This is a genomic window from Streptomyces luomodiensis (assembly GCF_031679605.1).
In the GTDB taxonomy this organism is placed as follows: domain Bacteria; phylum Actinomycetota; class Actinomycetes; order Streptomycetales; family Streptomycetaceae; genus Streptomyces; species Streptomyces luomodiensis.
On record NZ_CP117522.1, the window covers coordinates 8,208,978 to 8,227,892 of the forward strand.

General features: G+C 71.3%; 18 protein-coding genes and 2 pseudogenes. 12 read left to right on the forward strand and 8 right to left on the reverse strand.

From position 1 onward, the window contains the following. The first annotated feature begins 53 nt into the window (after window positions 1–53). Entirely contained in the window at window positions 54–446 is a 393-nt protein-coding gene (locus tag PS467_RS34795; protein WP_311038533.1) for a VOC family protein, read from the forward strand. Window positions 447–506: 60 nt separating this feature from the next. Here PS467_RS34795 and rph read toward each other — a convergent pair. The 4 genes and pseudogenes from rph to PS467_RS34815 form a co-directional block, all read right to left on the reverse strand. After that, window positions 507–599 (reverse strand): annotated as a pseudogene (rph, locus tag PS467_RS34800) (ribonuclease PH); the annotation flags it as partial. A gap of 5 nt (window positions 600–604) precedes the next feature. Then, window positions 605–967: pseudogene (locus tag PS467_RS34805) on the reverse strand (helix-turn-helix domain-containing protein); the annotation flags it as partial. Window positions 968–969: 2 nt separating this feature from the next. After that, window positions 970–1,152, reverse strand: coding sequence for a hypothetical protein (locus PS467_RS34810; RefSeq protein ID WP_311038534.1), 183 nt, complete (start codon window positions 1,150–1,152; stop codon window positions 970–972). Next, on the reverse strand, window positions 1,149–1,427 hold the full coding sequence (locus PS467_RS34815; protein ID WP_311038535.1) for a DNA gyrase inhibitor YacG: 279 nt from the start codon (window positions 1,425–1,427) through the stop codon (window positions 1,149–1,151). The genes PS467_RS34810 and PS467_RS34815 overlap by 4 nt, the downstream gene beginning before the upstream one ends. Window positions 1,428–1,685: 258 nt before the next feature. Between PS467_RS34815 and PS467_RS34820 the strand changes: the two genes are divergently transcribed. Both PS467_RS34820 and PS467_RS34825 read left to right on the forward strand, forming a co-directional pair. Next, window positions 1,686–2,246 (forward strand): LmbU family transcriptional regulator, encoded by a 561-nt coding sequence (locus PS467_RS34820; RefSeq protein WP_311038536.1) that lies wholly within the window; start codon window positions 1,686–1,688, stop codon window positions 2,244–2,246. A 469-nt stretch (window positions 2,247–2,715) separates the two neighbouring features. Beyond that, the gene (locus tag PS467_RS34825; RefSeq protein ID WP_311040055.1) at window positions 2,716–3,687 is read left to right on the forward strand and encodes a ParB/RepB/Spo0J family partition protein; all 972 of its coding nucleotides are present in this window, start codon (window positions 2,716–2,718) and stop codon (window positions 3,685–3,687) included. Between the two features lie 206 nt (window positions 3,688–3,893). Here PS467_RS34825 and PS467_RS34830 read toward each other — a convergent pair whose 3' ends face one another. Next, window positions 3,894–4,988 carry an alpha-hydroxy acid oxidase gene (locus tag PS467_RS34830; protein ID WP_311038537.1) on the reverse strand — a complete coding sequence of 365 codons (1,095 nt, stop codon included), beginning with the start codon at window positions 4,986–4,988 and terminating at the stop codon, window positions 3,894–3,896. Beyond that, window positions 4,972–6,072: a 4-hydroxyphenylpyruvate dioxygenase gene (gene hppD / locus PS467_RS34835; protein ID WP_311038538.1), complete on the reverse strand. Its 1,101-nt coding sequence runs from the start codon at window positions 6,070–6,072 to the stop codon at window positions 4,972–4,974. The genes PS467_RS34830 and hppD overlap by 17 nt, the downstream gene beginning before the upstream one ends. Window positions 6,073–6,278: 206 nt before the next feature. Between hppD and PS467_RS34840 the strand changes: the two genes are divergently transcribed. From PS467_RS34840 to PS467_RS34870, 7 genes are all read left to right on the forward strand, one after another. After that, window positions 6,279–7,388 carry a prephenate dehydrogenase gene (locus PS467_RS34840; RefSeq protein WP_311038539.1) on the forward strand — a complete coding sequence of 370 codons (1,110 nt, stop codon included), beginning with the start codon at window positions 6,279–6,281 and terminating at the stop codon, window positions 7,386–7,388. A gap of 59 nt (window positions 7,389–7,447) precedes the next feature. Next, window positions 7,448–8,809: an aminotransferase-like domain-containing protein gene (locus PS467_RS34845; protein WP_432280680.1), complete on the forward strand. Its 1,362-nt coding sequence runs from the start codon at window positions 7,448–7,450 to the stop codon at window positions 8,807–8,809. 70 nt (window positions 8,810–8,879) lie between these two features. Then, window positions 8,880–9,953, forward strand: coding sequence for a 3,5-dihydroxyphenylacetyl-CoA synthase DpgA (gene dpgA / locus PS467_RS34850; protein ID WP_311038541.1), 1,074 nt, complete (start codon window positions 8,880–8,882; stop codon window positions 9,951–9,953). A 14-nt stretch (window positions 9,954–9,967) separates the two neighbouring features. Next, complete coding sequence (gene dpgB / locus PS467_RS34855; protein WP_311038542.1) at window positions 9,968–10,627, forward strand: enoyl-CoA-hydratase DpgB; 660 nt, start codon at window positions 9,968–9,970, stop codon at window positions 10,625–10,627. After that, the gene (dpgC, locus tag PS467_RS34860) at window positions 10,624–11,901 is read left to right on the forward strand and encodes a (3,5-dihydroxyphenyl)acetyl-CoA 1,2-dioxygenase DpgC (protein WP_311038543.1); all 1,278 of its coding nucleotides are present in this window, start codon (window positions 10,624–10,626) and stop codon (window positions 11,899–11,901) included. The genes dpgB and dpgC overlap by 4 nt, the downstream gene beginning before the upstream one ends. 61 nt (window positions 11,902–11,962) lie before the next feature. Then, window positions 11,963–13,501, forward strand: coding sequence for a tryptophan 7-halogenase (locus PS467_RS34865; RefSeq protein ID WP_311038544.1), 1,539 nt, complete (start codon window positions 11,963–11,965; stop codon window positions 13,499–13,501). Window positions 13,502–13,503: 2 nt separating this feature from the next. After that, the gene (locus PS467_RS34870; protein ID WP_311038545.1) at window positions 13,504–14,364 is read left to right on the forward strand and encodes an alpha/beta fold hydrolase; all 861 of its coding nucleotides are present in this window, start codon (window positions 13,504–13,506) and stop codon (window positions 14,362–14,364) included. On the opposite strand, the gene PS467_RS34875 is transcribed toward PS467_RS34870, so the two are convergent. Both PS467_RS34875 and PS467_RS34880 read right to left on the reverse strand, forming a co-directional pair. Further along, window positions 14,294–15,574, reverse strand: coding sequence for a sensor histidine kinase (locus PS467_RS34875; RefSeq protein ID WP_311038546.1), 1,281 nt, complete (start codon window positions 15,572–15,574; stop codon window positions 14,294–14,296). The genes PS467_RS34870 and PS467_RS34875 overlap by 71 nt on opposite strands. Window positions 15,575–15,616: 42 nt before the next feature. Continuing rightward, complete coding sequence (locus PS467_RS34880; protein ID WP_268975674.1) at window positions 15,617–16,270, reverse strand: response regulator transcription factor; 654 nt, start codon at window positions 16,268–16,270, stop codon at window positions 15,617–15,619. Window positions 16,271–16,587: 317 nt separating this feature from the next. On the opposite strand from PS467_RS34880, the gene PS467_RS34885 reads away from it, so the two are divergent. Then, a complete protein-coding gene (locus tag PS467_RS34885) occupies window positions 16,588–16,794 on the forward strand; it encodes an MbtH family protein (RefSeq protein WP_020866836.1) in 207 nt (68 codons plus the stop codon). Window positions 16,795–16,848: 54 nt separating this feature from the next. Next, entirely contained in the window at window positions 16,849–18,849 is a 2,001-nt protein-coding gene (locus tag PS467_RS34890; protein ID WP_432280773.1) for an ABC transporter ATP-binding protein, read from the forward strand. Window positions 18,850–18,915: the final 66 nt, after the last annotated feature.

Here is an 18,915-nt window from a genome sequence, read left to right on the forward strand (position 1 = left end):
GCACCAGGAAGCCCGGCCAGGACGCCGGGTCTGTCGCGTTCACAGGAGACACGATGCCCAACGAGCTGAACCACATCATCGTCCACTGCCGCGACCGGCGTGAGTCCGCCGCGTTCCTGGCCGAGCTGATGGACGCCCCCGCCCCCTGCGACTGGGGCCTGTTCACCCAGGTGGACACATCGAACAACGTCGGCATCGACTTCGCCGACGCCCTGGTCCCGCCGGACCGCATCAACGAGAGCCACCTCGCCTTTCTCGTGACCGACGACGAGTTCGACTCGATCCTGGAGCGCCTGAAGGAGAAGTCGATCAGGTTCTGGGCGGACCCGCACAAGTCCAAGGAGGGCGAGATCAACCATCTGTTCGGCGGTCGCGGGGTCTACGCGCTCGACCCCGGCGGCACGGTTCTGACCGAGTTCATCACCGCCCCCTACCCCTACTGCTGAGAGCTGCCCCGTGCGGCACCCGCACAGTTCACGGCAGGGCAGCTCGTGTTCGATCCAGTTGTCTCCGAAGGAGATGAGGACGGAGCCCTCGGCGTGCTTGCTCCAGCCGCGTTCGATGGTGACGGGACGCCACTGTGCGGGGACCTGATCCACGCGCTGATGGTCGGCGGTCGTCCCGGCCGGGGCTCGTCGGCCAGGCCGTCCAGCCGCTCGGCCAGGAACCGCCGCCGCCACTTGCGCACCGTGTCCGCGGCAATCCGCAGGTCCCGGGCCACCTGGACGATGGGAGGGATGTCGGGGCCTGCGCAGGCCAACACGATGCGAGCCCGTAACGCCAGAGCCTGGTCTGACGCTTCCGGCGCCCTGGCAGGCCAGGCTCCAGGCAGGTGAAAACGAGGGCCTCGCCGACACGCTGACGAGTGTGTCTCCGAGATCATCGGCACGCTCGGCGGCTCCGAGGGCGCGGGCTCCGTGCTGCGGGACGCGCGGGAGCGCCTGGTCAAGCTTGGCGGGCCGTTCATTCCTATTCGCTGCGGTGGGCCGCCCCTTCGAGGGCCTGCCGGTGGGGCCGGGTGACCGGTTCGCGTTCGAGTTCACCACGACCATCAGCGACGACGGCGTCCACCCCGCCTACGCGCTCACCGGCGAGCTGCACCGGGGCAGCGGCCCGGCGGCTGATCGTGGTGGTCGGCCGGGGGCGCCTCATCCGCCGGGGGTGCCGTCGGCCGCGACGATCAGATTGAGCACGGTGATGTGCTGTCCGCAGTTCGGGCACTCGTGGTCGGTGCTGAGCGGGGGCACCGGCGACCGGCGGTGGACCCGGTCCGTGGCGGCCGGAAGATCCGGGGTGTCCGCGCTGCGGCGGTTGGCCCGCCACCACCGGTTCTTGCATCTGGAGTCGCAGAACCTGCGCGTCGGGTTCCTGCTGGTCCAGGTGAACTCGGCGCCGCATTCGGCACACCGCCGGGCTGCGGTGACCATGTAGCCTCCTCGGTCGGCTCGCGGTGAGACAGATTCCGCATCCATGCGTCCAGTAGAGCCCTGCCGGGGTTTCGGCGCCGTAACGCCGACGGCCGGCCCGGCGTCGTCCGTCGGTGTCGCGGCGCGATCCGGCCGGATGCGGTGAAACCTCGCCGAAACCGCCCCCTGTGGAGGATGGGCGCGCCGACGACGAGGGCAGGTGAGGTGTGCACGATGTCCATCCCCGTACATGGACGGACGACCACGCGAAGAACCGGATTGTCACTCCCTCCCGATCTGTCGCTGTCCGAGTGGCGCCACCTCGGTCAGCAGATCCACACCATCGCCGACTCCTCGGCATGGTGGCTGGGCGACTGGCTCATCTTCGGCCAGGAGCACTACCCCGACCGCTACCGCCGGGCGCTGAAGCAGACCTCGCTCGACTACCAGACCCTCCGCAACTACGCGTGGGTGGCCCGGAAGTTCGAGCCCGGTCGACGGCGGGCCAGGCTGAGCTTCCAGCATCATGCCGAGGTGGCCGCCGTATCCGAGGCCGAGCAGGACGTATGGCTGACCCGGGCCGAGGAGGGGGGCTGGACCCGGAATGAGTTGCGTCGGCGCATGCGGATGCGGCGTCAAACTCCTGAGGAACCGGACGAGCGGGCCGTCGTGCACGTGAGCGTCGTCGCCGAACGCAGAATCCGTTGGCAGCGCGCCGCGGAGATCGCCGGGCTCGATTTCCGGGAGTGGATCATCCGGATGCTGGACGAGGCGGCGGCCGACGACCCCGTTCCGGGTATTCCTGGCCCCGCGACCGACCCTCCTGCCTTGGGGGTGTAAGGAACTCCGCATAACGCCGCGACAACTCTGCGTAGAGCCTCCGCCCATGGTTTCTGTCCCGCCGGCGGGACAGAAACCATGGGCGCCGCGGCATGGGCTGTGGAATCATTTTCCACGCGGCCGGAGAACGAGACGCCGCGTGAATAGCCGGTGCAGCGGCGGTGCTTGAGCCTCATGGGATACGTCCTGTCTCGCTGGTCCCAACAAGCACGTCAGAAGGGCACGCCACCGCCGCTGCCCGGAGGGCGCCACGCCGTGTGGATACGGGGTGTCAAACCGCCGGACCGCTGTTAGAGTCGGCGACAGAAGACGAACGGCCTTTTCGCGATTGTGCGAAGTGGAGCAACGGGGGGTGGCCGACTTTGTTCGGTCACGGTCGGCGATCTTCGGTGCGGCGTTCAGAGTTCGTCTGCCACCCCCCGTATGGAATTCCTTTCGAGGCGAGCTCGCCTTGGAGCGGGGGGTGGCGATGTTCGAGCAAGAACTCGAGGAAGTGGTTGTCGAAGTCGACATCGCGTCGATATCGACAGCTGAATCACCCAGAAGTTCAGGGGAGGATCCGGAGCACATACAAGCGCTGGCGGAAACCGAAGCGCCGTTACCGCCCATCATCGTTCACCGGTCCACGATGCGGGTGGTCGACGGCGTGCACCGGCTACGGGCCGCGGAGCTCCGCGGCGACAAGAAGATCAGGATCAGGTTCTTCGACGGCAGCAAGGCCGACGCGTTCGTCCTCGCCGTCGGATCGAACATCACTCATGGACTGCCACTGTCGATGGCGGACCGGAAGTCCGCGGCCGCGCGCATCATCGTGTCGCACCCCCAGTGGTCGGACCGGATGATCGCGTCGGTGTCGGGCATCTCGGCGGGCACCGTGGCCGAGATCCGCCGCCGGACGTCGGCCCAGGACGTGGACGGCGGCAGCCGGATCGGCCAGGACGGCCGGGTCCGTCCCATCAACAGCGCCGCGGGGCGCGAACTGGCGAGCAGGCTCATCACGGCGAACCCGGGCCTGTCGCTGCGGCAGATCGCCCGCGCCGCGGGGATCTCCCCGGAGACGGCCCGGGACGTCAGAAACCGTATGAGCAGGGGCGAGGACCCCCTGCCGAAGTCGCGCGGCGCGGCCAAGGCGACCGCGGGCCGAGCGGCCGAGGCGGCGCTGGACCGGGCCACGGCGGGCGCGGCCGCCGCCGCGGTGGTCCCGATGGCCGAGCGCCTCGCGGCCGTGCACCGCCTCACCTCGGACCCCGCCCTGCGGTTCAACGAAACGGGCCGCAGGCTGCTCCGGCTGCTCAACGTCAACATGCTCAAGCCGGAGGAATGGCAGGAAATCATCGCGAACGTACCGCCGCACTGCAGCAGCATCGTCGCCAGCCTCGCCCGTGAGTGCGCGGGGATGTGGGACGAGATCGCGGTGCGGGTGGATCTCCAGCTCGCCTAGACCAGCTCGGACCAGGGCCCCCCACCCGGGGCGTCCAACCAGCGAGGCTCTCCGGTTGGACAGCTCCGGCCCACCAGGTCACGCCGACATACTCACATGCCCACATGCCGGCATTCCGGCATTCCGGTACACCGAACCGGCCAGGACAGAAAGATCCGTCCTGGCCGGTTCGGTATGCGGTATGTGCGGTGTGCGGTAGCCGTCGTTCAGCGTACGGTGCGCAGGCCACGGGCCTCGGTGACATCGGCGCAGCCCGCCAGCCCCAGGGACGTCCGCAGTTCGGCGGCCAGCAGTTCGAACACCCGCCGCACGCCCGCTTCGCCGGCCGCGGCCAGGCCCCACATCACCGGCCGCCCCACCAGCACCCCGGCCGCGCCGAGGGCCAGGGCCCGCAGGATGTCCGTACCGCTGCGGACGCCGCTGTCGAGCAGCAGTTCACAGCGGCCGCCGAGCACGGGTGCCAGCTCCGCCAGCGCGTCCAGGCTCGGCACGGCGCCGTCGAGCTGACGGCCGCCGTGGTTGGAGACCACCACCGCGTCGACCCCCGACTCGGCGGCGCGCAGCGCGTCCTCCGGTGCCAGGACGCCCTTGAGCACCAGCGGCAGCCGGGTGTGTTCCCGCAGCCGGGCCACCGTGGCCCAGGTCAGCGCCGGGGAGAACGCCTGGCCGGTGTGCGCGGCCACGGCCGAGCCGGCCGTGGGCCTGAGGTGCGCCGTACCGCCGGTGTCGATGGTGGCGGCCCGCACCTCGGCCGGGAGTGTGAACCGGTTGCGCACGTCCCGCAGCCGGCGGCCCATCCACGGCACGTCGACGGTGAGCATGAGCGCCTCGCAGCCGGCGTCCTCGGCCCGGCGGGCGAGCTCCAGCGTCCGGGCGCCGTCGCGCAGCCAGTACAGCTGGAACCAGACGGCCCCGCCGACCGCGGTGATCTCCTCGACCGGCACGCTGCTCAGCGTGGAGACCGTGAACGGCACCCCCGCGGCCTTCGCCGCCCGCGCGGTGGCGAGTTCGCCGTCCGGGCTGACCAGCCGGTGATACGCGACCGGGGCCACGGCCAGCGGCATGGCCGCCGGCCGACCGAGCAGCGTGGCGTCCGTGGTGCATCGCGAGACGTCCCGCAGCACCCGGGGGACGAGGAAGGTGCGGTCGAACGCCGCGCGGTTGGCGGCCAGCGTCGTCTCGGCACCGCTGCCGCCCGCCACGAAGTCCCGGACGTCCGGGGGCAGAACGGCGGCGGCGGCGTGCTCGAAGTCGGCCACGCACTCGGCGGTGGCCGCCGACCGGTCAGCGTCGGACGTCACGCTGCCCGGTCCTCTCCAGCTCCACGGCCTCGTACAGCGCCTTGATGTTGGCGCTGCCGAAGGTCTGGGCGCCCTGCCGCTCGATGACCTCGTAGAAGAGGGTGTGCCGCGGGTGGGTGGAGGCGGTGAAGATCTGGAACAGCTGCCCGTCGTGGTCCTCGTCGGCGAGCACTCCGGTGGCGCGCAGGTCGGCGAGGCGCCGCGGGCCGAGGTCGATCCGCTCACCGAGCAGGTCGTAGTACGCGTCCGGGGTGGTGAGGAAGACGACGCCGCGGTCGGCGAGGGCGCGTACGGAGTGGACGGCGTCCTGGGAGGAGAAGGCCAGGTGCTGCACGCCCGCGCCCTGGTGGCTCTTCAGGAACTCGTCGATCTGCCCCGGCAGGGCCGTGTCGTCGGGCTCGATGAGGGTGAGCGTGACGGTGCCGGCCGGGCTCTGCACGACCTTCGAGTGCATCGCCTGGGCGCCCACGACGATGTGCTCCGCGAAGACGTCCCGGAAGCCGAGCGCCTGCTGGTAATAGGCGACGGCCGGGCCGAGTCCGCCGGTGTCCAGGCAGACCGCGATGTGGTCGAGGTCGAGCAGGCCCACCCCGGTGCTCGGCGGGGCGGCGGCCGGCTCCGCCGGTACGAAGCCGGCGGGCAGCCCGGGGCCGGCCCCCGGAGCGCGCTGGACCAGGGTGTGGACGACGTCCCCGAAGCCCCCCAGCGCGGCGGTCACGGCCGGGCCGTCACCGGTGTGCCGGACCGGCCGCCGGTGGACCCGGGCGCCGCCCGCCACCGCGGCCTCGAAGGCCGCCGGCACATCGGCGGTGCGCAGCGCGATGTCCGCCACGCCCTCGCCGTGGGTGAGCACGTACGCCGAGGCGGGGTGGTGGCCGGAGGTCGCCTCGGTGAGGACGAGGGTGATCCGCCCCTGCCGCAGCGCCAGGCTGCGGTGGTCGGCGGAACCGCCGCGGCCGACGACGGTGAACGCATACCGCTCGACCCACTGGGACGCGCTCGAATCGAGGTTTTCCACATACAACTCGACATAGTCGACGGCGAGATCCGCGAGCGGCTGGGCTGCCTTCGATGAATTCCTCATGTCTGTCCCCCAGATCCGGAAGAAAACCGAGCCCGCCGAACTCTAGGCGGCCCTTCGGGCGTCCAGCCATCGCAGTCATTCCAGGGGTTATCGGACTCGTGGACGCCGGACCTTCTCCATAAACTGTGCCGCCTTCATAATCTGTGTGCCGCGCATGTGTTTCCGGGCGCGGTTCCCTTGGACGGGTGATGCTTGTGATGCGCACCATGGCTGTCATCGGCACCGGCCTGATCGGTACCTCGGTCGCGCTCGCCGCCGCCGCGCAGGGCGTGTCGGTGTATCTCTCCGACCGCGACAGGACCGCCGCCAGGACCGCCGCCGCACTCGGCGCGGGCCGCGCGCAGGAGCCGCCCGAACCGGTCGACCTGGCCGTGCTCGCGGTGCCGCCGAGCCAGGTCGCCGCCGTTCTGATCGCCTGTCAGGGCCGCGGCCTGGCCCGCGCCTACACCGATGTGGCGAGCGTGAAGGCCGGGCCGGAGCAGGCCGTGCTCGGCCGCGCCCCGGACCCCGCCGCCTACGTCGGCGGTCATCCGCTGGCCGGCCGGGAGCGGTCCGGGCCGCTGGCGGCGCGGGCCGAGCTGTTCCGGGGCCGGCCCTGGGCGCTGACGCCGCACCCGCTGACCTCGCGCGCGGCCCTGGACCGGGGCCTGGAGCTGGCCGAGCTGTGCGGCGCCGCCCCGGTGGTGATGCGGAGCCGGGAACACGACGAGGTGGTGGCGCTGACCTCGCACGTTCCGCATCTGCTGGCCGCTGTGATGGCGGCCCGGCTGCGCGACGGCCCGGCCGGGGTGCCGCTGCTGGCCGGGCAGGGCCTGCGCGATGTGACCCGGATCGCCGCCGGCGACCCCCGGCTGTGGGGCGACATCCTGCGGTCCAACGCGCGGGCCATGGCCGGGGTGGTGCAGGAGCTACGAGCGGACCTCTCCCGGGTGGCGGCGGCGCTGGACGTGCTCGCCGAGGCCGACGACGGGGCCCGCGACCAGGGCGTACGGACCCTGGAGGAGCTGCTCGCCCGGGGCGTCGCCGGGCTCGCCCGGCTCCCGCGGCCGGGCGCCGGGCCGCCCGAGGGGCGGGCGGCGCTGCGGGTCCTGGTCCCGGACCGGCCCGGCGAGCTGGCCCGGTTGCTGGGCGCCGTCGCGGCCTTCGGCGTCGCCGCCGACGACATCGCCGTGGAGGCCGCGGAGGAGAGCGGGCTGAGCGTGCGCATCCCCGTTCCCACGGCCGACGCCGAGCGGATCGAGGCCGGGCTCGACGCCGTCGGATACGCCGTCCAAGTGCGCAGTCCGGCCAATTGGACGGCGTTGTCGAAACGCTGACGAGCGTGTGAAGCTAAGGCATCCGAGCCACCCTCATCCATTGTCGCCGGGGGAAATTCATGGCAGGAACCACCGTTGCCGCGCAAACCCGTTCGCGGGAATATCTGGAAATGGCGGAGCTGCACGGCAGCGTTTCCGAGCCGGTGCTGGACACGATGAACTTCCTCAATGAGGTGACCCATCGCTATCCGGACGCCATTTCCTTCGCCCCGGGCCGGCCGTACGACGGCTTCTTCGACACCGAGCAGGTCTTCGGCCACATTCGCCGGTATCTGGACCACCTGGCGGAACAGGGGAGCACGCAGGCCGACATCCGCACCGCGCTGTACCAGTACGGGCCGACCGCGGGGCTGATCCGCCGGATCGTCGCGGACGCGCTGCGCGCGGACGAGGACATCGACGTGCCGGCCGAGTCCATCGTGGTGACCGTCGGCGCCCAGGAGGCCATGCTGCTGGTGCTGCGCGCGCTCATCACCGGCCCCGACGACGTACTGCTGGTCTCCAGCCCCTGCTACGTGGGGATCACCGGCGCGGCCCGGCTGCTCGATGTGGCCGTGCGCCCGGTGGAGGAGCGCGAGGACGGCTTCAGCGCCGCCGACCTGGAGGCCGCGGTGCTGGCGGAGAAGGCACGCGGCCGCCGCCCCCGCGCCTTCTACGTGGTGCCCGACCACTCCAACCCGTCCGGGAACACCATGGGGCCGAAAGCCCGGGAAGAGCTGCTGGAGCTCGCCGGGCGCCACGACTTCCTGATCCTGGAGGACAGCCCGTACCGGCAGGTGAGCCCCGGCACCCCCGAGCCCACGCTGAAGTCCCTGGACCGGGCCCGCCGCGTGGTGCATCTGGGCTCGTACTCCAAGACCGTCTTCCCCGGCGCCCGGGTCGGCTTCGTCGTCGCCGACCAGCGGGTCCGGGACGCCTCGGGCGGCGAGCGGCTGCTGGCGGACGAACTCGCCAAGATCAAGAGCATGGTGACGGTGAACACCTCGTCGCTGAGCCAGGCCGCCGTGGCGGGCGCGCTGCTCGGCGCCCGTGGCCGGCTGTCGGAGCTCAACGCCGAGGCGGCCGCCTACTACGGCCAGGCGATGCGCGAGGTGCTGCGGCAGCTGGACGCCCGGCTGCCCGCCGCCCGCCGGGAGGCCCTCGGGGTGCGCTGGAACGAGCCCGGCGGCGGCTTCTTCCTCACCCTGCGGGTCCCGTTCCGGGTGGACAACACCGTACTGACCACGTCCGCACAGGACTTCGGCGTGATCTGGACGCCGATGACGCACTTCCATCCCGGCACCGGCGGCCACCACGGCATCCGGCTGTCCATCAGCTATCTGACACCCGCCGAGATCGAAGAGGGCACGGCGAGGCTCGCCCGCTTCATCGAGGCGCACAGCGCGCAGCCGCGCACCAGCGGTACCCAGCGAGAAAGGTGAGACACGTGTCCGGACTGAGTCGCAAGCGACGGCCTCGGAGCAAGCCGCGCATGTGGGGGTGGACCTTCAGATGACCCTGGCAGCCGAGTCGCGGCCCCGCGCCCTCGGCGTGGGCACGGCGGTGACGTCCACGTCGTACACCCAGCGGGAGGTGCTCGACGCCTTCCGGATCACCGACCCCAAGATCCGTTCCGTCTTCCTCAACAGCGCCATCGAGCGCCGCCACCTGACGCTCCCGCCGCCGGACGGCACCGGCGGCCGCGTCCACGAACCGCAGGGCGACCTGCTCGACAAGCACAAGGCCAAGGCCATCGAGATGGGCGCCGAGGCGTTGCGCGCCTGTCTGAAGCGGGCCGGCGCCGACCTGTCCGAACTGCGCCACCTGTGCTGTGTGACCTCCACCGGACTGCTCACCCCGGGACTGAGCGCCCTGCTCATCAAGGAACTCGGCATCGACCGGCACTGCGGCCGCTCCGACATCGTGGGCATGGGCTGCAACGCCGGCCTGAACGCGCTGAACGTGGTCGCGGGGTGGGCCGCGGCCCACCCCGGCGAACTCGCCGTCGTGCTCTGCGCCGAAGCCTGCTCCGCCGCGTACACGATCGACTCCACGATGCGCACCGCCGTCGTCAACAGCCTCTTCGGCGACGGTGCGAGCGCCATCGCGCTCCGCTCGGGCCCGGACGGTGTGACCGGCCCCGAGGGGCCGCGCATCATCAAGTTCGCCAGCTGCCTCATCCCCGACGCCTGCGACGCCATGCGCTACGACTGGGACCGGGACCAGGGCCGCTACAGCTTCTACCTGGACCCGCTGATCCCCTATGTGGTCGGCGCCCACGCCGAACTGGCCGTGGACCGGCTGCTGGCCGGCACCGGCCTGCGCCGCAGCGACATCGCCCACTGGCTGGTGCACTCGGGCGGCAAGAAGGTCATCGACGCCGTCGTGGTCAATCTCGGGCTGACCCGGCACGACGTCCGGCACACCGTGGGCGTGCTGCGCGACTACGGCAACGTGTCCAGCGGCTCGTTCCTGTTCTCCTACGAACGGCTCCTGGACGAGGGAATCGCCCAACCGGGCGAGTACGGACTGCTGATGACCATGGGGCCCGGCTCCACGATCGAGACGGCGCTGGTCCAGTGGTGACCACGGAGGGTGTCATGGAAGAACCGCTGACCGTGGTCATCGACGGGGCCCAGCCGCCGTCGGCCGCGACCGTGCACGCCGTGCGCACCGTGTGCGACCAGGCCGAGGACCGCCCCGGCGCCGGAGTCGTCGCCGTACGGGTCAGCGGCGCCCCGGCAGCGGGCTGGACCGACGGCCTGGAGGTGATGGGGATCAGCAAGTGGGAGCGGACACTGCGCCGACTGGAGCGGCTGCCGCGGGCCACGGTCGCGGTGGCCTCGGGCGACTGCGGCGGCGCGGCCCTGGACGCGTTCCTCACCTGCGACATCCGGGTGGTCACCCCGGGCACCCGGCTGCTCGTCCCCGGTGACGGGACGGCGACCTGGCCCGGCATGGCCGGCTACCGGCTGGTCCAGCTGGCGGGCGTCGCGCGGGTCCGCCGGGCGCTGCTGTTCGGCCTGCCCATCGAGGCCTCCGAGGCGGTCGCGCTCGGCGTCGCCGACGAACTGGCCGACGACCCGGCCGGTGCGGTCGCGGCCGCCGCCGCGCTGGCCGGCGGGCTGACCGGCAAGGAGGTCGCCATCCGGCGGCAACTGCTCTTCGACGCCGCGACGACCAGCTTCGAGGACGCCCTCGGCCCGCATCTGGCCGCCTGCGACCGGGCGTTGCGGACCCCCGTGGTGGAGGCGTCGTGACCGTCCCGCTGTGGCCGGAGCTGCGGGACGCGGCCCGCCGCGTCGACGAACTGGTGGCGGTGCTGCCCGAACCCGGCGCGCGGCTGCCCGAGCAGCGGACGGAGATCGCCGCGGCGAAGGACACCGCCAGGGCGCTGCGGACCCGCTATCTGCGGACCCACGCCGACGCCGTGTACGACCACCTCACCCGCGGCCGCGCCGGCGAACTCCGGATCGCCGAACTCGTCGCGGCCGCCGCGGCCGAGTTCCCCGCGCTGCTGCCCACGGCCGGGCAGCTCGCGGCCGACCGCGGCCGGCGGCAGGCGGACAAGGAGGGATACGAGATCGACCAGGGCGTCTTCCTGCGTGCCGTCCTGGGCTCGCCCCGGTCGGGGCCGCATCTGCTCGACGCGATGCTCCGGCCGACACCGCGGGCGCTGCGGCTGCTGCCCGAGTTCACCCGGACCGGCGTCCTTCGGACGACCTCCGTCCGGATGGAGCGGCGGGACGGCACGGCCTATCTGACCATGTGCCGGGACGACTGCCTGAACGCCGAGGACGAGCAGCAGGTCGACGACATGGAGACCGCCGTCGACCTCGCGCTGCTCGACCCCGAGGTGCGGGTGGGGGTGGTGCGCGGCGGCACGATGAGCCATCCGCGCTACCGGGGCCGGCGGGTGTTCAGCGCGGGCATCAACCTCAAGAGCCTGCACTCCGGCGAGATCTCGCTGGTCGGCTTCCTGCTGCGCCGCGAACTCGGCTACCTCCACAAACTCGTCAGGGGAGTACGCACCACGGACGCGCCCTGGCACTCCCCGACGGTCCAGAAACCCTGGATCGCGGCCGTCGAGACGTTCGCCATCGGCGGCGGCACCCAGCTGCTGCTCGTCTTCGACCATGTGCTGGCCGCCTCGGACGCCTATCTCAGCCTGCCCGCGGCCCGCGAGGGCATCGTGCCCGGGGCGGGCAACTTCCGGCTCGGCCGGCACACCGGACCACGGATCTCCCGGCAGGTCATCCTCCAGGGCCGCCGCATCCGGGCCACCGACCCCGACGCCCGGCTGCTGATCGACGAGGTCGTGGAGCCGGAGCGGATCGACGAGGCCGTGGCCGGGGCCGTGGAGCGGCTGCGCGGCCCGGCCGTCGTGCCCAACCGGCGGATGCTGGTCGGGGCCGAGGAACCGGTCGAGGAGTTCCGCCGCTACATGGCCGAGTTCGCGCTGCAACAGGCCCTGCGCCTGTACGGCGAGGACGTCATCCGCAAGGTGAGCCGGTTCGCGGGGCGCGGCGCATGACCGCCCCCCGCGACGCCCGGCCGCGCTACCACGAAGAGCAACGACGCCAGGAGGCGCACACATGAGCAGTGAGGATCGCAAGGCGTACGAGGGACACAACGAACGCACGGACCGTGGGGAACACACTGAATACGACGTCGTGGTGGTCGGGGGCGGTCCCGGCGGTTCGACCCTGGCCGCGCTCGTGGCCATGCAGGGCCACCGCGTCCTGATCCTGGAGAAGGAGACCTTCCCGCGGTACCAGATCGGCGAATCGCTGCTGCCGTCGACGATCCACGGCGTCTGCAAGCTGACCGGGGTGTCGGAGAAACTGGCCGCGGCCGGCTTCACGCCGAAGAAGGGCGGCACGTTCCGATGGGGCGCCAACCCCGAACCGTGGACGTTCTCCTTCTCGGTGTCCCCGAAGATCGCGGGCGCCACCTCGCACGCGTACCAGGTCGAACGCTCGAAGTTCGACAGCATTCTGCTGGAACACGCGGTGGAGAAGGGCGCCGAGGTCCGCTTCCAGGCGGCGGTCTCCGATGTGATCGAGGACAGCGAGCGGGTCACCGGGGTGCGGTACACCGACGCCGGCGGGGTCGAGCACGAGGTGCGCGCCACATACGTGGTGGACGCGTCGGGCAACGGCAGCCGGCTGCACAAGCGGGTGGGCGGCACCCGGGAGTACTCGCAGTTCTTCCGCAGCCTCGCGCTGTTCGGCTACTTCCGGGGCGGTAAGCGGCTGCCCGCCCCCAACTCGGGCAACATCCTGTCCGTGGCGTTCTCCAGCGGCTGGTTCTGGTACATCCCGCTCACCCCCGACCTCACCAGCGTCGGCGCGGTCGTCCGGCGGGAGAACGCCGACAAGGTCCAGGGCGATCCGGAGCAGGCCCTGCGGGCACTCATCGACGAATGCCCGATGATCAAGGACTATCTGGCGGACGCCACCCGGGTGACCGACGGCCAGTACGGCCAGCTGCGGGTGCGCAAGGACTACTCGTACCACCAGACCTCGTTCTGGCGGCCCGGCCTGGTGCTCATCGGTGACGCCGCCTGCTTCGTCGACCCGGTCTTCTCCTCCGGTGTCCACCTGGCCACCTACAGCGCCCTGCTGGCGGCCCGCTCGATCGGCAGCACCCTGGCCGGACTGGTCTCCGAAGAGGCCGCGTTCACCGAGTTCGAGGCCCGCTACCGCCGCGAGTACGGCGTCTTCTACGAGTTCCTGATGTCCTTCTACGACATGCACGTCGACGAGAACTCCTACTTCTGGTCGGCGAAGAAGGTCACCCGGAACCAGCACACCGAACTGGAGTCCTTCGTCGAACTGGTCGCCGGCATCTCGTCCTCGGAGTTCGACCTCGACGGGGCCGAGTCGGCCGCACTGCGGATGAAGTCCAAGTCGGCGGAGTTCGTCTCCGCCATCGAGGAGATGTCCACCGACAGCGAGGGCAACATGACCCCGCTGTTCCGCTCCTCCGCGGTGCGCCAGGCGATGCAGGAAGGGGCGCAGGTGCAGAGCCGGGCGTTCCTCGGCGAGGACCTCGGCCCGGACGTGCCGATGTTCCCCGGCGGGCTGATCACCTCCGACGACGGCATGCTCTGGCAGCCCGGACCGGCCTGACCATGCCCGTCCACCGGATCAACGGGATCCAGCTGCACTACGAGGAGCACGGAACGGGGGACCCGGTCGTCATGGTGACCGGCACCGGGGCCCCCGGCCGGATGTGGCGCACCCACCAGGTCCCCGCGCTCAAGGCGGCCGGCTTCAAAGTGATCACCGTCGACAACCGGGGCATCCCGCCCAGCGATCCCGGCACCGAGGGCTTCACCCTCGACGACATGGCCGCGGACATCGCGGGCCTCATCGAGCACCTCGGCGCGGCCCCGTGCCGGGTCGTGGGCTTCTCCCTGGGCGGCATCATCGTCCAGGAACTGCTGCTCGCCCGGCCGGAACTCGTCCGGGCGGCCGTGCTGATGGCGACCAGCGGCCGGGCCGACACCTTCGCCACCGCCCAGGCGATCGCGGAGATGGACCTGGCCGACAGCGGGGTGAAACTCCCGCCCCGCTACGCCGCCTACGTCAACGCGCTACAGAGCCTGTCCCCGCAGACCCTGGGCGACGAACAGCGGCTCCGCGACTGGCTCGACATCTTCGAGCTCTCCGCCGTCGACCTGGCCTCCGTCCGTGGCCAGCTCGGCCTGCAACTCATCCCCAACCGGCTGCCGGCGTACGCGGCCATCCGCTGCCCGTGCCTGGTGCTGAGCTTCCAGCACGACCTGATCGTGCGGCCGCAGCTCACCCGCGAGGTCGCCGACGCCATCCCCGGCGCCCGCCACACCGAGATCCCCGGCTGCGGACACTACGGCTACCTGGAGAAACCGGCCGCGGTGAACGCCGCGCTCATCGACTTCCTCACCGCGCCCCTCGCCGATGGGACACCGGCCCGGACCCATGAGCGGGCGGGTGCGGAAAGCCGACCGTGAAGACGAGGCCACCCTCCGGGCGGGCCTCGACGCCGAGGGTGGCGTCGTGCGCGACCGCGATGGCCTGCACGATCGACAGCCCCAGACCGAGGCCGTCCCGGTTCGTCCGGGGGTCGCCGAGCCGCTGGAACGGCTGGAACATCTGGTCCACCGCGCCCGGCGGCACCACCGGACCGGAGTTGGCCACCGTCAGCACCGCCCGGCCGGACCCCTCCGCCACGGCCACCTCCACCCAGCCGTGCGGCTCGTTGTGCCGCAGTGCGTTGTCCACCAGATTGACCACGAGCCGCTCGGCCAGCGGCCGGTGGCCCGCCGCGACCGCGGCCGACGGCGAGCAGCGCAGGGTGACCAGCCACCGCTCCGCGTCCGCCCGGCGCGCGGTGACGACCTCCTGCGCGAGCCGGCCCAGGTCGAACGGCCGGCGCACCTCGATGCCCGCGTTGCCGCGGGCCAGCGTGAGCAGCGCCTCGATCAGCCGCTCCTGCTGGGCGCCCGCGGCGAGAATCCGCTCATGCGCCGCGCGCAGCGACGCCACGTCCGCGTCGGGATCCGACAGGGCGAGCTGCCCCAGCGTCCGCTGCCGGGCGAGCGGGGTGCGCAACTCGTGCGAGGCATTGGCGACGAACCGGCGCTGCGCCTCGAACGAGGACTCCAGCCGGCCGAGCAGACCGTCGAACGTGTCGCCCAGCTCCTTGAGCTCGTCGCTCGGGCCCTCGAGGGCCAGACGCCGGTGCAGACTCGTCGCCGAGATGTCCCGGGCCGCGGCGATGACCGTACGCAGCGGCCGCAGTATCCGCCCGGCGACCACCCAGCCCAGCGCGATCGAGATCATCGACATCAGCGCGAGCGCGATGGCGGACTGAACGAGGAGGTCGTGCAGCACGGCGTCCCGCTGAAGCTCCATGAGCTCCCGCGCCGGGCCCGGAAGGATGTCGCGGACACTCTCCCCACTGTGTCCCTGGGGCGGCGGCACCGGCGCGGCGGGCCCGGCGGTCTCGCCCTCCCGCGGACGACCGCCGCCCGGGGCGGGCTGGACCCCGGAGAGGGAGCCGTTGGCGTTGAGCACCAGCAGATACGTGACCGTCAGCAGCGCCGCCCCGGAGAGCAGGAACAGCGCCCCGTACAGCAGGGTCAGCTTCAGCCGGACCGTACGCCGCGGCAGCAGCGGACGCGCGAGCCGGCCGGTGAGCCGGGGAAGCGGCGGAGACATGAGCCGGCCGGTGAGCCGGGAGAGCGGCGGCATCGGCGGGCCTCAGATCCGGTAGCCGCGCTTGGCGACGGTCTCGATCACCGGCGGATCGCCCAGCTTGGCCCGCAGCCTGCTGATGGTGATCTTCACGGCGCTGGTGAACGGATCGGCGGCCTCGTCCCAGACCCGCTCCAGCAGCTCCTCCGCCGAGACGGCCCGGCCCTTGGCCGACAGCAGCAGCTCCAGCACACCGAACTCCTTGGGCGCCAGCTCCAGCGGCCGGCCCGCCCGGGTGGCCTTGCGGCGCGCCGTGTCCACCACGAGATCTCCGTGGCGCACCACCGGCGGCACGGCCGGATGCGCCCGCCGGGCCAGCGCCCCGATCCGGGCCACCAGCACCGGGAAGTCGAACGGCTTGGCCAGATAGTCGTCGGCCCCCAGATTCAGCCCGTCGACGAGATCCTCCGCCGAGGCGGCGGCGGTCAGCATCAGCACCCTGCTGCGGCAGCCCGACGTGATCAGCTCGGAACAGATCTCGTCGCCGTGCACCCCGGGCAGATCCCGGTCCAGCACGATCACGTCGTAGTCACTGAGCAGAGCGCGCTCCAGACCGCTCTCCCCGTCGTACGCCACGTCGACGGCCATCTGCGCCCGCCGTAAGCCGACCGCCACCGCCTGCGCCATTTCCTGGTCGTCCTCCACCACGAGCACGCGCACTCGCTCCCCCTCCTCGGTCCGTCCAACCGGCCATGACCACACCACTTGGACAACGAGATCCAGAATGCGCCGGACACGGTTTCCACGGGGTTTCGGCCGCAGTCCACGTGCTGTCGCCCAAGTGCCCCTGTCCAAGTGCCCTTGCCTAAGCGCCCTTGTCCAAGTGCCGTTGTCCAAGTGCCGTTGTCCAAGTGCTGTCGTCCAAGTGCCGAGAATACGCGGTTGGACGCCGCTTCAATAGTCGACCTTGCTGCTTCCGACAGGCCCCCGTTACTTTGAATTCCGGCCTCACCCCGGAGCAGTTGAGAGGAGCGGTGATGACCAACCCGTTCGACGACGAAAACGGTTCGTTTCTGGTCCTGCTGAACGACGAGGGCCAGTATTCGCTGTGGCCCGCCTTCGCCGAGGTACCGGCCGGATGGCGGGTCGTATTCGGCGAGGACGCCCGCAAGAACTGCCTGGACTACATCGAGGAGAACTGGCGGGACATGCGCCCCAAGAGCCTCATTGACCAGCTCACATAGTTCGGAACCATCGAAGCCGAGGAGAGCGTCGTGTCCATAGGCGGCCCAGGGCCGATGATGATTCGCGCGGTGGGCCCCGACCCATCCGTGACCAAGCAGAAAATAAAACCCGGGACCGCGAAACGGATACTTCCGTATACCCGGCCGTACCGTGTCAGCATAAGTCTGCTGCTGCTCATGACCGTGCTGAACGCCGCCATTGTGGTGGCCACTCCCATCCTCTTCAAATACCTCATCGACAATGGCATCGCCCAGCACGACTCGGACGTTGTCGTGGGTATCGCGGTGGCGGTCGGCGGACTGGCGGTGCTCGGCGCGCTGCTGGGTTTCGGGGAGGCGTGGTACTCGGCCCGGGTCAGCGAAGGGCTCGTCTACGAACTGCGCACCGAGGTCTTCGACCACGTACAGCGCCAGCCGCTGGCGTTCTTCACCCGGGCCCAGACCGGCGCCCTGGTCAGCCGGCTCAACGCGGATGTGGTCGGCGCCCAGCAGGCCCTGACGTCGCTGCTGTCCACGGTCGTCTCGGCCGCGCTGACACTGCTGTTCGTCCTCGTCACGATGTTCTACCTGTCCTGGGTGATCACCGTGATCTCCCTGGTCGTCCTGCCCTTCTTCATCCTGCCCGGCAAGGTCGTCGGACGCCGGCTACAGCGGCTCACGCGGTCCCAGATGGAGCGGAACGCCGAGATGGGCGCGCTGATGAACGAGCGCTTCAACGTGACCGGCGCGCTGCTGGCCAAGCTGTACGGCCGGCCGAGCCGCGAGATGCGCCAGTTCACCGGGCTGGCCGGGAAGGTCCGCGACCTCGGCGTCGTGACCGCCGTCCACGGCAAGCTGCTCTTCTTGTCGATGGTCCTCCTCAGCGCGCTCGCCACCGCCGTGGTCTACGGCGTCGGAGGGCGCCTCGTCATCGACGGGGCCTTCGAAATCGGCACCCTGGTGGCCCTGGCCACCCTGCTCACCCGGCTCTTCGGCCCGATCAACCAGCTCTCCAGCGCCCAGGCCAACGTGGTCACCGCGCTCGTCAGCTTCGACCGGCTCTTCGAGATCCTCGACCTGAAGCCGCTCATCGCCGAGAAGCCCGACGCCACCGCCCTGCCCCGGGACGGCCGCGCACCGGAGATCGTCTTCGACGGCGTCTCCTTCTCCTACCCGGCCGCCGCGGACGTCTCGCTCGCCTCCCTCGAGTCGATCGCCATGCCGCAGCCGGAACGCACCAGGAACGAGCGGACCCTGCGCGACCTGAGCTTCCGGCTGCCTGCCGGGAAACTCACCGCCCTCGTCGGCCCCTCCGGCGCCGGCAAGACCACCATCACCCACCTCGTGCCCCGGCTGTACGACCCCGTCGAGGGCACCGTCCGCATCAACGGGCACGACCTGCGGGACCTCACGCTGGAGTCGCTCTACGACACCATCGGCGTCGTCACCCAGGACGCCTATCTCTTCCACGCCACCATCGGGGACAACCTCCGCTACGCCCGCCCGGAGGCCACCGAACAGGAGATGATCGACGCCTGCAAGGCCGCCCAGATCTGGGGCCTGATCGAGTCGTTGCCCCATCGCTTCGACACCGTCGTCGGCGACCGCGGCTACCGGCTCTCCGGTGGCGAGAAACAGCGCATCGCCATGGCCCGCCTGCTGCTCAAGGCGCCCCCGGTCGTCGTCCTCGACGAGGCGACCGCACACCTCGACTCCGAGTCCGAGGCCGCCCTGCAACGGGCGCTGGAGACCGCGCTGGCGGGACGCACCTCACTGGTGATCGCCCACCGGCTGTCCACCATCCGCGACGCCGACCAGATCCTCGTCATCGACGACGGCCGGGTACAGGAGAGCGGCACCCACGAGGAACTCCTCGCCCTGGACGGCCTCTACGCGGAGCTGTACCGAACCCAGTTCGCCGGCCACACGCCGGCCAACGGCCACCGGCCCGCTCCCGAACCGATCGGGCCCCGTGGGCCGTACCCGGGCGGCCCCCGTGGGCCGTTCCCGGCCGGCTCGGGGGGCGGGCCTTTCCCGGGGCCGGGACCTGGCCCCGTCCCCTTCCCGGGTCCGTAGCCCGACACCCTCACCACCACCCGTCACCGCCCCCGCCACCGCGTACCGCAGCAGAGGGAGACGTCC

What these genes read in the sequence shown, in the direction of transcription:
- PS467_RS34795 (WP_311038533.1), top strand. Translation starts at nt 54, where the DNA reads ATGCCCAACGAGCTGAACCACATCATCGTCCACTGCCGCGACCGGCGT.
- PS467_RS34810 (WP_311038534.1), bottom strand. Translation starts at nt 1,152, where the DNA reads ATGAGGCGCCCCCGGCCGACCACCACGATCAGCCGCCGGGCCGCTGCC.
- PS467_RS34815 (WP_311038535.1), bottom strand. Translation starts at nt 1,427, where the DNA reads ATGGTCACCGCAGCCCGGCGGTGTGCCGAATGCGGCGCCGAGTTCACC.
- PS467_RS34825 (WP_311040055.1), top strand. Translation starts at nt 2,716, where the DNA reads ATGTTCGAGCAAGAACTCGAGGAAGTGGTTGTCGAAGTCGACATCGCG.
- hppD (WP_311038538.1), bottom strand. Translation starts at nt 6,072, where the DNA reads ATGAGGAATTCATCGAAGGCAGCCCAGCCGCTCGCGGATCTCGCCGTC.
- PS467_RS34840 (WP_311038539.1), top strand. Translation starts at nt 6,279, where the DNA reads ATGGCTGTCATCGGCACCGGCCTGATCGGTACCTCGGTCGCGCTCGCC.
- PS467_RS34845 (WP_432280680.1), top strand. Translation starts at nt 7,448, where the DNA reads ATGGCAGGAACCACCGTTGCCGCGCAAACCCGTTCGCGGGAATATCTG.
- dpgA (WP_311038541.1), top strand. Translation starts at nt 8,880, where the DNA reads ATGACCCTGGCAGCCGAGTCGCGGCCCCGCGCCCTCGGCGTGGGCACG.
- dpgB (WP_311038542.1), top strand. Translation starts at nt 9,968, where the DNA reads ATGGAAGAACCGCTGACCGTGGTCATCGACGGGGCCCAGCCGCCGTCG.
- PS467_RS34865 (WP_311038544.1), top strand. Translation starts at nt 11,963, where the DNA reads ATGAGCAGTGAGGATCGCAAGGCGTACGAGGGACACAACGAACGCACG.
- PS467_RS34870 (WP_311038545.1), top strand. Translation starts at nt 13,504, where the DNA reads ATGCCCGTCCACCGGATCAACGGGATCCAGCTGCACTACGAGGAGCAC.
- PS467_RS34875 (WP_311038546.1), bottom strand. Translation starts at nt 15,574, where the DNA reads ATGTCTCCGCCGCTTCCCCGGCTCACCGGCCGGCTCGCGCGTCCGCTG.
- PS467_RS34885 (WP_020866836.1), top strand. Translation starts at nt 16,588, where the DNA reads ATGACCAACCCGTTCGACGACGAAAACGGTTCGTTTCTGGTCCTGCTG.
- PS467_RS34890 (WP_432280773.1), top strand. Translation starts at nt 16,849, where the DNA reads ATGATGATTCGCGCGGTGGGCCCCGACCCATCCGTGACCAAGCAGAAA.